This is a genomic window from Paraburkholderia nemoris, assembly GCF_905221015.1.
Classification (GTDB): Bacteria; Pseudomonadota; Gammaproteobacteria; order Burkholderiales; family Burkholderiaceae; genus Paraburkholderia; species Paraburkholderia nemoris.
In genome coordinates, this window is record NZ_CAJNBO010000007.1 from 108,412 (window position 1) to 120,444 (window position 12,033).

11 protein-coding genes are annotated in these 12,033 nt (G+C 60.2%); 5 read left to right on the forward strand and 6 right to left on the reverse strand.

What is annotated here, in order from left to right; genetic code table 11:
- Positions 1–49 precede the first annotated feature (49 nt).
- Together KHO33_RS12825 and KHO33_RS12830 are read left to right on the forward strand one after the other, a co-directional pair.
- Positions 50–1,594 (forward strand): PqiB family protein, encoded by a 1,545-nt coding sequence (locus tag KHO33_RS12825; RefSeq protein ID WP_054039442.1) that lies wholly within the window; start codon positions 50–52, stop codon positions 1,592–1,594.
- Positions 1,591–2,178, forward strand: coding sequence for a PqiC family protein (locus KHO33_RS12830; RefSeq protein ID WP_234475481.1), 588 nt, complete (start codon positions 1,591–1,593; stop codon positions 2,176–2,178). The genes KHO33_RS12825 and KHO33_RS12830 overlap by 4 nt, the downstream gene beginning before the upstream one ends.
- A 220-nt stretch (positions 2,179–2,398) precedes the next feature.
- On the opposite strand, the gene KHO33_RS12835 is transcribed toward KHO33_RS12830, so the two are convergent.
- A complete protein-coding gene (locus KHO33_RS12835; protein WP_200566924.1) occupies positions 2,399–3,502 on the reverse strand; it encodes an alkene reductase in 1,104 nt (367 codons plus the stop codon).
- 432 nt (positions 3,503–3,934) lie between these two features.
- On the opposite strand from KHO33_RS12835, the gene KHO33_RS12840 reads away from it, so the two are divergent.
- A complete protein-coding gene (locus KHO33_RS12840) occupies positions 3,935–4,867 on the forward strand; it encodes a LysR family transcriptional regulator (RefSeq protein ID WP_200566923.1) in 933 nt (310 codons plus the stop codon).
- Here the strand turns inward: KHO33_RS12840 and KHO33_RS12845 are convergent.
- The 5 genes from KHO33_RS12845 to KHO33_RS12865 all read right to left on the reverse strand — a co-directional run bounded on the left by KHO33_RS12845 (position 4,816) and on the right by KHO33_RS12865 (position 10,598).
- On the reverse strand, positions 4,816–5,538 hold the full coding sequence (locus KHO33_RS12845) for an SDR family oxidoreductase (RefSeq protein WP_054039413.1): 723 nt from the start codon (positions 5,536–5,538) through the stop codon (positions 4,816–4,818). The two genes, KHO33_RS12840 and KHO33_RS12845, sit on opposite strands and share 52 nt — an antisense overlap.
- Positions 5,539–5,617: 79 nt before the next feature.
- Complete coding sequence (locus tag KHO33_RS12850; RefSeq protein WP_200566922.1) at positions 5,618–6,292, reverse strand: peroxiredoxin-like family protein; 675 nt, start codon at positions 6,290–6,292, stop codon at positions 5,618–5,620.
- 230 nt (positions 6,293–6,522) lie between these two features.
- Complete coding sequence (locus KHO33_RS12855) at positions 6,523–8,064, reverse strand: methyl-accepting chemotaxis protein (RefSeq protein WP_200566921.1); 1,542 nt, start codon at positions 8,062–8,064, stop codon at positions 6,523–6,525.
- 149 nt (positions 8,065–8,213) lie between these two features.
- Positions 8,214–9,413, reverse strand: coding sequence for a porin (locus KHO33_RS12860; protein WP_211606302.1), 1,200 nt, complete (start codon positions 9,411–9,413; stop codon positions 8,214–8,216).
- 279 nt (positions 9,414–9,692) lie between these two features.
- Positions 9,693–10,598 carry a LysR family transcriptional regulator gene (locus KHO33_RS12865; RefSeq protein WP_200565704.1) on the reverse strand — a complete coding sequence of 302 codons (906 nt, stop codon included), beginning with the start codon at positions 10,596–10,598 and terminating at the stop codon, positions 9,693–9,695.
- Positions 10,599–10,693: 95 nt separating this feature from the next.
- Here KHO33_RS12865 and KHO33_RS12870 point away from each other — a divergent pair, with 95 nt between their 5' ends.
- Both KHO33_RS12870 and KHO33_RS12875 read left to right on the forward strand, forming a co-directional pair.
- Positions 10,694–11,644 (forward strand): ketopantoate reductase family protein, encoded by a 951-nt coding sequence (locus KHO33_RS12870; RefSeq protein WP_200565705.1) that lies wholly within the window; start codon positions 10,694–10,696, stop codon positions 11,642–11,644.
- The gene (locus KHO33_RS12875) at positions 11,641–12,033 is read left to right on the forward strand and encodes a VOC family protein (protein WP_054041241.1); all 393 of its coding nucleotides are present in this window, start codon (positions 11,641–11,643) and stop codon (positions 12,031–12,033) included. Before KHO33_RS12870 ends, KHO33_RS12875 begins: the two co-directional genes overlap by 4 nt.

Sequence of the window (12,033 nt, forward strand, 5' to 3'; positions counted from 1 at the left end):
TACGTCCGGTTTTCCGAGCGCCATTGCCGTCAAACATTCGAAGTGGCGCATGCAACTCGTGTGGCTGGTGCCCATTGTCGCCGTGCTGATCGCCGGTTGGCTAGCCGTGAAGTCCGTCATGCAAACAGGCCCGACCATCACGATCAGGTTTTCCACTGGCGAGGGCATTGAGGCCGGCAAGACGAAGATCAAGTTCAAGAACGTCGATGTCGGCGTAATCAGGAACGTTGAACTCTCCGACGATCACAAGACAGTGCTGGCAAGCGCTGAAATGTCTCGCAACGCGTCCAGCATGCTCGTCGACGATACCCGCTTCTGGGTCGTTCGGCCGCGTATATCGGGCGGCACGGTGTCGGGCATCGGTACCTTGCTGTCCGGTTCTCACGTCGGAATGGACATCGGTACATCGCAAAAGGCACGGCGTGATTTCGTCGGACTCGAGTCACCCCCAGTACTCGCTTCCGGTGCACCGGGGCGAGAGTTCGTGCTTAAAAGTGAAAACCTCGGCTCACTCGATATCGGCTCGCCAGTGTTCTTCCGAAAGCTTCAGGTTGGCCAGATCGTCTCTTACGCACTCGATCCCGAAGGCGCAGGGATGGTCGTACACGTTTTTGTCAATGCACCTTACGACAAGTACGTGACGAACGACACCCGTTTCTGGCATGCAAGCGGCGTCGATGTGACCGTGGATACGACGGGCGTAAAGGTCGACACCGAATCATTGGCATCAATCCTGATCGGCGGCCTTGCATTTGAGAATCCACCTGACACAAAGACTGCTGCTGAAGCCGATGCCCTGCACCAGTACCCGCTTTTCCTCAATCGAACAGAAGCAATGAAGCGGCACGACTCAATCACCGACAAGTACGTGTTGAACTTCAAGGAGTCTGTGCGTGGGCTCGCCGTGGGTGCGCCCATCGACTTCCGCGGGATCGTCATCGGCGAGGTATCGGCGATCAACACACACTTCGATCCGGCTACTCGGGAATTCAGTATCCCGGTCGAAGTCAACATCTTCCCGGAACGCCTCATCCCACGCGACGAATGGAAAGACCAAGGTGGCCGAATATCCTCGGCACGACAAGAATTTGCGGACTACCTGGTCTCAAAGGGCCTACGGGCACAACTGAGGACAGCGAGCCTACTGACAGGACAACTGTACATCGCGATCGATTTCTTCCCCTCCGCGCCGAAAGTGACCATGGACTGGAGTAAAAAGACGCCGCAACTGCCCACCGTGCCAGGCAATCTGCAGGGGCTTCAGGAATCCATTACCGATCTCGTCGCGAAGCTGAACCGTATTCCGTTTGAAGGAATAGCCACCGACCTGCGCAAAACACTGGGTGACGCGGACACGCTCCTGAATACGATCAATACAGATATTGCACCTGACGCAAAAACGACGATGGCCGCAGCCCGTGAAGCACTCGCGTCCGTCAATCGCACGATGCAAAGCGATTCGCCTTTACAGCAAAGTACCGCCGACACCATGCGCGAAGTTTCGCGCGCCGCCGCCTCGATCCGTTCGCTTGCGGAATACCTCGAACGTCATCCCGAAGCGCTGATCCGCGGCAAAACCGAGGACAAGCCATGAGCCGACGTTCAGCATTACCTGTGCCGATGATCGCGCTTGTTCTGGTCGCCGGATGCGCAACGTCGCCGACGCCGGAGTTCTACACATTGAGCGCTGTCCAGCATATTGAACAGCCGCCGGGCGCTAGTCCGATTGCAATCGCGATTGACCTGGTTACGGTTCCGGAACTGGTCGATCGCGCGCAAATAGTCACGAAGCTCGACGCGAACCGCGTCCGTATCGACGAGTTTGCGCGCTGGGCCGATCCATTGAAGAGTCAGATTCCCCGCGTACTCGCCGCGGATCTGGCGGAGATCGTTCCGGGGGCGATCGTATCGACTGTTCCACAGCGCGCGAGCGACAACGCCTACCGCGTAACAGTTGACGTGCAGAACTTCGATTCATTGGCGGACGGTACGGTGACGCTGGTCGTTATCTGGTCGGTGCGTCCTCCAAATGGAGGAAAGCAGATTGCGGGACGTTCTGTCGTTCATCAGACCGCCGTCGGGCCAGGTTACGACGGCTTGGTCAAGGCGCACAGCCGTGCCCTGTCGTCCGTGGCGAAGGATATCGCTGCGGCAACGCAATCGGCTTTGCGGCTATGAAAGCGCCAGTTGCGCGCTTTCGCGTCAGGAGAATACGCCCGGCGGCTTTTCATGAGAATCACAAGATAGATTGGAACCTCTCACCCTGCCATGCCGAAGTGGATAGCGCAGCCACCGGCGCTACGTTAGCACCGGTCGCTGCGTCGTTCAGGCCGTACTTGCGTGAAGTGAGGCAAGTACCGGAATCCGCCCTTCCGGGTCCGGACGGTGGCGTGAAGACTTACGCCGCCTGCGTTTCAGCATGGAACGGATAGTCGGTGTAACCGCGTGCATCGCCGCCATAAAAAGTACTACGGTCGTACCGGTTGAGTGGCAGATTCAACCGCAGGCGCTCGGGCAGATCGGGGTTAGCGATGAAGTGACGGCCAAACGCTACGATGTCCGCGTGGCCCGCTTCGATGATCGCGTCCGCAGTCTCTTTCGTGAACCCGCCTGCAGCGATTAACGTGCCGGTGAACTTCGGGCGCAGATGGCGCGCCGCGACCGGATCGTGAACTTCGCCGATCGTCTCCGTGCCCTTGATGCGTGGCTCCACCACGTGGAGATAGCCGATGCCGCGCTTGTCCAGCTGCTCCGTCACGTAACCGAAGGTGGTTTCCGGATCGCTGTCATACATTGAGCCATAGGTGCCGCTCGGTGCAATGCGCACGCCAACCCGATCCGCTCCCCACACCGAAATCAGTGCATCGGTCACTTCCAGGAAGAAGCGGGCGCGATTTTCAATCGGTCCACCGTACTCGTCGGTGCGAGCATTCGAACCGTCCTGGAGAAACTGGTCCGGCAGGTAGCCGTTTGCGCCGTGCAGTTCGACACCGTCGAAGCCGGCGCGCAGTGCTCGCTCGGCACCCCTGCGGAAGTCCTCGATAATGGCGGGGATTTCGTGCAGTTCAAGTGCACGGGGCATCGCAAATTCGACTTCGCCGTTCACCGAATACGCGTGACCTTCGGCTTTCAGCGCAGACGGAGCGACAGGCGCCGCGCCACCTGGCTGAAGATCGGGGTGAGACTGACGGCCTACATGCCACAACTGGAGGAAGATGCGAGCGCCTTTGGCGTGCACGGCATCCGTGATCCGGCGCCACCCCGCAATCTGATCGTCGGAGTAGATTCCCGGGGCCATTGCATAGCCGTAGCCCTGTACCGAAACGGGGGTTGCCTCCGTGACGATAAGACCACCTTCGGTTGCGCGCTGCGTGTAGTACTCAACCATCAGATCGCCCGGCACGTCGCCGGGCTCCGAACGCATGCGTGTCAATGGCGCCATCGCGACGCGATGGGAAAGCGTATAAGGACCTACTTTGACGGCTGAAAACAGCTTGCTCATGGAGTTACTCCTTGCGGATCAGTTAGTACCGGCTTGTGGTACGAGCGCGGTAACACGTTCGATGACTCTTGCAACTGCGGCGGCGAGCCGCAACGGCGATTTGCTGTCGGACGAGTTCCTGATAGCGGTTCGCCAGACACAGAAGCATCGTCGTTGAATTGAACGAGCCAGGGTAGGCAGCGCGACTGCATAACAGTCATTCCCTTGCGGCATATCGGGCGAACCTCATCCCGGCCGGTGAACGGCTTACGGCGCAAGGGAAGGCGCTGAGGATAAGAACGCGTTACCGTATGCTTGTGCGGAATGAGTGCTATGCCAACGCTACGGAAAACAGCGTGGCGCGGTGGTGTATCTTCCGGCAAGCAGGTTTCGTCGCGCGTGTTTGACGGTGCGACGCACGAGCCCCAAACATCTGTTCGAGGAGGGACGACCGTGGACCGACTGACAGCGATGGAAACGTTTGTGTGTGTGGTGGAGTCTGGCTCCTTTTCGGCGGCAGCGCGGCTGCTGAATGTTGGGCAGCCCGCCGTTTCCAAGTCCATCGCGCAACTCGAAGAGCGGCTCGCAGTTCGACTGCTACTGCGCTCGACACGCGGACTGACGCCGACCGAAGCGGGCCACGCATTTTACGAGCGCGCAAAGCGGGCGATCGAAGAAGCGGACGAGGCGGAGGTTGCGGCAAGAGGTTCGGCTGGCGCCCTCTCGGGTCGCCTCAGGATTTCAGCAGCGGTGACCTTTGCGCGGATTCACATCCTTCCGCGGCTCCAGACATTTCTTGATCGGCACCCTGAACTCAACATCGACATTGTGCTCGACGATGAAAACATCGATCTGCTGGAACGCGGCATCGACGTTGCACTCAGGATGGGAGTGCTTGGCGACTCGAACATGACTGCGCGCAAGGTCGGTCACGGCCGGCGTTGCGTCGTCGGCACGCCGGCCTGGTTCGCAAAAGCCGGCGAACCGCGGGTCCCTGCGGATCTGCTATCACATCAGGCGATCGTGTATGAGCAGGGCGGCGGCGGAAGCGTGTGGTCGTTCAGGCAAGGCAATTCGGAAACGGCAATTGTCGTGGCCGGGCGCGTCCGCGTGAACGCGGCGGAAGGCGTGCGCGCGGCCGTGCTCGCCGACATGGGCGTCGCGATCGCTTCGGAATGGATGTTCACGCCGGAACTCGCGAATGGTGCCGTTAAACGCGTGCTGCCCGACTGGGAATTGCCGGGTATCGACCTGTGGGCAGTTTTTCCCAGTGGGCGCATGGTCAGTGCAAAGGCACGCGCTTTCGTCGCCTGGATCGAGGAGATATTCGGCCCTCAGATTGAGGCCTTGCCGATCGAGGCGCCGCCATCGACAAACAACATTTGACCGGTAATGAAAGCAGCATCTTCGGACAGCAGGAAAGTGATGGCTGCAGCAATCTCGTCTGGCTTGCCGAAGCGTTTCATTGGGACGGCGGAGAGATAGCGCTGCTCCCCTTCGCTTCCTGGCGCGTTGTTGGCTCTAAACAGTTCGGTTTCCGTGGGGCCGGGAGCGACGGAATTGACCGTGATGCCGGTGGTCGCCAACTCAAGCGCCCAGGAGCGCGAAAAACTCACCAGAGCGGACTTGGCGGCGGCATAAGCCGTACGTTCTACGATGCCAAGAACAGTGAGGCTCGTTATGTTGACGATCCGCCCCCAGCCTTGGGCGCTCATATTGGGCAGGAGTGCTTGCGCCGCCTGTATAGCTGGATGCAGATTGAGCGACATGACCGAGTCAAGCGTGTCCAGATCGATGGCGCCCAGCCTCTGCGGTTTGACGAGACCTACGTTATTGACCAGGCCGTCGAACTTGTATTCCGCCACAAGCCTATCGAGCACAGCCTGCGTTTTCACGCGGTCGGACAGGTCGACGGACACGAGCGTTCCTGGGAAGCCAGGGTCGTCTGCCTGACGCGCCAGTCCCACAACCCGGTGCCCGTCTGCGTTCAGCCGCGCTGCGACGGCTCTGCCGATGCCTTTACTGGCACCGGTTACAAGAAAAGTGCGTGATTTCATATTGCCTCAATATTGATGTACCGGCTTGTCTGTTCAATCGTTCCCGGCGGTTCACGGTCGGGAACGAAGCAGAATCCAATCAGGATGCCGAAGCAAGCTTCTTGCGAAGAACCGGCAACATATCCTGAGGCTCAGGACGGTGCGTATAGTCCGGGTTGACTTCCGAATACAGGATCGTTCCGTCTTGCCCGACCACGTAGCGCGCCGGCATCGGCAACGTCCAACTATCGTCTCCGTTGAACGCCGGCAGATCGTTTTTGAGGTTCTTGTACAGATCCACCAGATAGTCGGGCAAAGCAAAGCGGATGCCGAATGCGGCGGCCACATCGTTGTGCGTGTCGCTGAGGATCGGGAAGTTCAGCTTGTTGGTGCGGACCGATTTGCGGCTGTTCACGGCATTCTGCGGAGAGATCGCAACCAGATTTGCGCCCTCGGCTTTGAACGACGGTAGCGCTTCTTCAAGGGCCGTCAGTTCAAGATTGCAATACGGGCACCATACGCCACGGTAGAAGCTGATCACGAGCGGCCCCTGCTTCAGCAGCTCGACAGACGACACGGGTTTGCCGTCCGGATCATTGAGGGTAAATTCCGGCGCTACATCGCCTGCTTTGAGAGCGCGTGCGGCCTGACCAGACGCGACGAGTTCGGCCGTCGCACGTTCCATGATCGGATGAATTTCCGGCGGAGCAAAGAATGGGGCTTTGCCGCCTTTGAAATCGGCCTTGAATGCGTCGAGCCTGGCTTGAAGTGACATGACAATCTCCTTCCTGATGATGTTTAACGCACATTGCGTAGGAGGGATAGTCCGACAATGCAAACCGGCGCAGAAGACGGCACGATTGCATAACTGTCATTCCTGCTGGGCATGGGAGGCGATGGGTGGATGTCTGCTACGGTATCGCTGTACATAGCAGAAATTCTGGAACTCTCTGGAAGCGTTGGCTGGCGGAAGGCAGCCGAGTCCTACAATCGCGTGGAAAGCTTCTATTGCCCAGCCACCCGAAATACCGCCACCACAGAACGCAGGCGCCCTGCTTGTTCATCAAGCGACGCCGCAGCCGCGGCCGCCTGCTCCACCAGCGCCGCATTCTGCTGCGTCACTTCATCCATCTGCGACACCGCGCGGCTGACCTGCTCAATGCCAGTGCTCTGCTCGTCCGACGCGGAGGAAATCTCGCCCATGATGTCGGTTACCCGGCGAATCGACTGCTCGATCTCGGCCATCCGGCCGCCCGCTACCTCGACCAGCCGGGTGCCGCCGCTGACATTCGCCACAGACGCCTGGATCAGGCTCTTGATATCTTTCGCGGCTGCAGCGCTGCGTTGCGCAAGGGCGCGAACCTCGCCGGCCACAACAGCAAAACCGCGCCCTTCCTCGCCTGCCCGCGCTGCCTCGACAGCGGCGTTGAGCGCGAGGATGTTGGTTTGAAAGGCAATACCTTCGATGACCGAGGTGATCTCGGCGATCTTTTTCGACTCGCTCTCGATCTGCTTCATCGTGCCGACTACTTCCTGCACTGCGGAACCGCCACGCGCTGTGGCCTCGGTCGCGGCATTGGCGAGCCCGTTTGCCTGTCTTGCGTTGTCCGCGTTCTGCTTAACGGTCGCCGTAATCTGCTCCATGCTGGCAGCCGTTTCCTGCAATGACGCCGCCTGCTCTTCCGTGCGTTGAGAGAGATCGAGGTTGCCTTGCGCGATTTCGCCTGAGCCGGTCGCGATCGAATGACTCGCCGACTGAATCTCGGACACGACGGCCGCGAGCTTTGACTTCATGTCGTTCAGCACGCATAGCAGGCTGCCCGGCAACGCCCGGCCCACTTCAACCTCGATGCCCAGATTACCGTCCGCGATTTGCGTGGCGATATGAGCAGCGTAAGCAGGCTCCCCACCGAGTGCCCGCTTCACGCTGCGCGTCACGGTCCATGCGATCACACCAACCGCTGTGAAGATGACGGCAGCAATGGACCCCAGAACGATGACGAGCTTGATGAACGCTGCGTTGATGTCGTCATAGAAGAACCCGGTGCCGATCCACCAGTCCCAATCGGGTATCGCGACCACGCCCTGCAACTTCGGCTCCGGGTCCGCATCCGGTGTGCGCTTCACGAGTACGTCGACGAGCGCAATATGCGAAGCCGCCATGCCCTGACGGTAAGCCTCGCTGTCGGTCAACCCGGTCGTGGTTTTATTGCCCTTAGCCTTGGTCCCGATGAACTTGGCATTCGGGTGGACCAGGTTCACGCCGTCGGCCGTGGTGACCCAGTAGTAGCTCTTCGTGTTCGCATTGAGCTGGGAGACGGCGTCTTTGGCGGCCTGTTGCGCCTGGTCACGCGTCAGCACGCCACTCGACTGCAGGTCGTGGTAGTGATTGACAAGATGCTCGGCTTTCGTCAGAAGAATGACGATCTGCTCCCGCCGACTGTCGACGAGCGAGCTGCGTACAGTCTGAACGGCAGTTGCCGCCACGAGTACGACGCCGAGCAAGGCCGCCACGACCAGAGCCAGCAACTTGGTGGACAACTTCATGTGAACGCCCCAATTTGTAACTATCTAGTACATTTAACGGCATTCACGACATACTTCTTCAAGCCTCTTGCCCCAGGAAAAACCCTTAGCCACCTGCACTTCTGTGTTGCGGTGGCGGTGTCGACAGACACCGCCACGCCACCTGGCAATTAGAACCGGTGGATGATGCCTACGCCTGCAGCAAACTGGCTGCGTGACGAGGACGGCGCGCTGTTCTGGCCGTCGCCGATATCGGCCGTTGCGTTGATGATGCTCGTGCCGTTCGTTCCGATCGTCTGGCCACCCGCACGCTGATAGGCTTCCAGCGCGTACAGACCGGTCCGCTTGGAGAGGCTGTAGTACTGCGAGAGGTTGAACTGCTGATAGCGTGCCGAGCTCGAAATGCCGTTCGACTGCGTTGCGCGCGTATAGCTATAGCCGGCAGCCAGATCCAGCACCGTCAGCGGCTTGAAGTGCAGCACTGCGCCAGCCGTATTGAAGATCGCCTCGTTGTGGAACTTCGAGTTGATGCCCGGGATGTATTGCACGTTCGAGTACGAGAACGAGACGTCCCATTGCGCGCTGAACGCATAACCTCCCGTCACCGCAACGCGTTGCTGCGCCTGCGCCGTCTGGTAGCCGTTATTGATGCCCGACACACCCGCCTGCGCGCCCGCATTCGACGTCGTGGAGTTAGCGTCCCACGCACCGCCGCCAGACGCCGCGTTATTGATGCGCTGGTAGCCTGCCGCGATCCCGAACGGACCATTCAGGTACTGGATCGCCGCGCTATACGTCGAACCGGCATTGGTGCTGCCTGCCACGCCGCCCAATGCATACGAACCGCTCACCGTCAGGCCATACATGCTCGGCGACGTGTACACCAGCGAGTTATTCACGCGGTACAGCGTATCCAGCGAATCGATATCGCCCGGGTGTGCGCCGTACGCGCCCGTCAGCCACGTGGTTGGGCTATACGGCGACAGCAGCGTGTAGTACGACGTGTACTGGCGGCCGGCCGTGAACGTACCGTAGGTGGGATTGGCCACACCGACATACGCCTGCCGGTTGAACGCCAGACCGCTGACGGACTGTGCGCCGGTTGCGCTGTTAAAGCCCTCTTCCAACTGGAAGATCGCCTTCGTGCCGCCGCCCAGATCTTCGGAGCCCTTCAAACCGAAGCGGCTGCCGGCCCAGATGCCGTTCACCATCTTGATCACCGAGCGGCCGCCACTCGTCGAACCGAGCGACGTCTGGCTGCTCTGATAACCAAACCCCGTATCGACGATCCCGTACAGCGTCACACTGCTTTGAGCGTGTGCGCCGAGGGCGACCAACCCAAGGGCCGAGGTTGCTATTACCTTTTTCATTTCTGCTCCTCTTTAAAAATCTTTTCTTGGTTCCTTACACAAACTCTCAATCTCTTACACCGACAATCGCCCCGGTAAGCCAGGGCGTGCAGAACTACCCGGCTCAGCATGCCGGTGCAAATACGAAGAGGGATGAGCAATGAGTGACGCCTGGATCTCTAAACCAGCCCGAAGTGTCGTTCAAACGCGATCCGATGTCTTTCGGGGTTTATACGCATTTGTACGATCTAGTTAGTTTTTTCTGGTGCAATTTTGGTTGAGCCAGGGTGGCCGGCCTGATCAGCCCGAGGTTCCGAACAAATGCACCACCAGACCACGCAGCCAACGGTTGCCCGCTTCGTGGTGATATCTGGCGTGCCAGTGCTGCCGAACCGCAAACCCATCCACCGGAACCGGGCACGGATGGACCGCCAGATCGTTGACCTTTGCCAGCGTCTCACCGATGTGCCGCGGCAGCGTGGCGATCAGGTCGGTACTCTTGATGATCGCCCCGAGCCCGAGAAAACCCGGCAACTCCAGCACCACGTCGCGATCGATATGCTCACGCACCAGCGCCTGTTCGAGCAATTGCGCGCCCGTCCCCGCAGTGATCGCGACATGTCCCTCCGCGCGATAGTGCTTCAGGCCAAGTTTGGCGCCTAACCTCGGGTGACGGCGATTCGCCAGACAGACCCAGTCCTGCAGATAAAGCTGCTGCTGGTAAATCCCACCGCCAAGCCAGGGCACATGGCCGATCGCAAGGTCGGCCTCACCGGATTCCAGCGCCCGCTCCGTATTGCCGTCAATCCTCGTCGCTTCGAGGCGTAGGCCCGGCGCCTGCGCGCGCACATGCGCCAGCAGGCGTGGCAGCAGCGTTATGTGGCTGGCGTCGGTCATGCAGATACGGAACCGCCGCTTCGCGGTGGCGGGATCGAACGCGATCTCCCAGGCAGCGAAGCGCCGCAGCGATTCGAGAATCTCGCGGCACGGACCAATCAGCGCATCGGCTTGCGGCGTCGGCACCATACCGCCCGATGTACGTATGAACAACGGGTCCTGTAGATGCTCCCGCAAACGGCCGAGCCAGATGCTAATCGTCGGCTGGCTTTGTCCGATCTGTTCGGCCACACGCGTGACGCTGCGGGCGTCGTACAGGAGGTCGAAAAGCTGCAGCAGTTTCAGATCAGGAAGTTCGGTCGAGTCCATAGGATTATTGTCCTCCACAATGACGTCATTGTATTCATTGCATTGCCGATATGAGCGTCGGCTCGTATCTTGGTCGCCAGGTTAAGGAGACGGCCGTGAAGATTGCGATTCTGGGTGCGGGGGCGTTGGGCTGTGCCATTGGCGCCGCGCTGACCGAAGGTGGCAACGAGGTCTGGTTGCTGAACCGTTCGGTGGTGCATGTGGAGGCGATGAGGCGTCATGGTCTGCAGGTGGACGATGCGAATGGCTCCCGTCGCGTTAAGGTCCGCGCGGCGACGCAGGCGGCCGAGGCCGGCGTCGTCGATCTGGTCGTCGTGCTGGTCAAATCATTTCATACCGATGCCGCGATGCGCGGCGCGCTGGAGTTGATCGGACCCGAAACGCTGGTCCTGTCGTTGCAGAACGGCCTGGGGCACGAAGACGTCCTTGCCGGCGTCGTGGGGCGCGAACGCGTGCTGGCTGGCAAGACGTACGTTGGCGGCGTGATGCGCAACCCGGGCCACATCGAGTCAGGCGTGGCCGGCAAGGCCACCTACATCGGCGAACTCGACGGCCGGATTACCTCCCGCGCAAACGCGCTCGCCGACACCTTCAACGCCGCCGGACTGGCCACTACGGTCAGCGACAACATCGTCGGCACGATGTGGGACAAGCTGCTGGTCAATGTTGCGACCGGCGCGCTGACTGGCATCACCGGCCTGACGTACGGCCAACTCTACGACGAAGCGCTTCTGAAGACGACCGCGCTCGCAGCGGTCGCCGAGGCGATGGCGGTTGCTCACGCCGCCGGTGTGAAGCTCTCCACCCCTGATCCCGAACGCCCGTGGACGCTTGCCGGAGAAGGACTCTCCCCTGCCTTCAAAACCTCGATGTTGCAAAGCCTCGAGAAGGGCTCCATCACCGAAATCGACTTTATCAACGGCGCGGTCGTGCGCTGGGGACAACGGCACGGCGTACCGACCCCGGTCAACGCGACGCTGGTGGCCTGCATCAAGGGCATCGAGCGCGCCATGACCGACCGACAACATAGGGAGACAACCGCATGAACGGCAGCAAGGCCTATCTGGAGCACGTCGCCATCTGGGTGAAAGATATTCACTGGCATATCCGGTTTTTCGAGGACGTGCTCGGCATGACGATGCGCGAGGTCGACGGCACGGTCGAGGAACCCCGGCAGTACTGGACGCTCGGCGGTCTGCAATTCATCCATAACCCGAACCATGACGCGCCTGAAGGCAGGCTCGGCCATCTCGGCGTGATGTGCGAAGACCTGGAGGCGGCGCTCGCCGCCGCGCATCGATACGACGTCAGCGAAATGCCGCAGGGACGCAACTGGTTGCGCCTGCCGGACGGACTCGCCGTCGAACTGATTCAGGCTAAGCCAGCCTCGTGCGTGGCGCGTGCACTGAACATCAATCCGCGCGCGGAGGTGTGA

Coding starts and splice junctions, on each gene's coding strand:
- KHO33_RS12825 (WP_054039442.1), top strand. CDS start 50: ATGCAACTCGTGTGGCTGGTGCCCATTGTCGCCGTGCTGATCGCCGGT.
- KHO33_RS12830 (WP_234475481.1), top strand. CDS start 1,591: ATGAGCCGACGTTCAGCATTACCTGTGCCGATGATCGCGCTTGTTCTG.
- KHO33_RS12835 (WP_200566924.1), bottom strand. CDS start 3,502: ATGAGCAAGCTGTTTTCAGCCGTCAAAGTAGGTCCTTATACGCTTTCC.
- KHO33_RS12845 (WP_054039413.1), bottom strand. CDS start 5,538: ATGAAATCACGCACTTTTCTTGTAACCGGTGCCAGTAAAGGCATCGGC.
- KHO33_RS12850 (WP_200566922.1), bottom strand. CDS start 6,292: ATGTCACTTCAAGCCAGGCTCGACGCATTCAAGGCCGATTTCAAAGGC.
- KHO33_RS12855 (WP_200566921.1), bottom strand. CDS start 8,064: ATGAAGTTGTCCACCAAGTTGCTGGCTCTGGTCGTGGCGGCCTTGCTC.
- KHO33_RS12860 (WP_211606302.1), bottom strand. CDS start 9,413: ATGAAAAAGGTAATAGCAACCTCGGCCCTTGGGTTGGTCGCCCTCGGC.
- KHO33_RS12865 (WP_200565704.1), bottom strand. CDS start 10,598: ATGGACTCGACCGAACTTCCTGATCTGAAACTGCTGCAGCTTTTCGAC.
- KHO33_RS12875 (WP_054041241.1), top strand. CDS start 11,641: ATGAACGGCAGCAAGGCCTATCTGGAGCACGTCGCCATCTGGGTGAAA.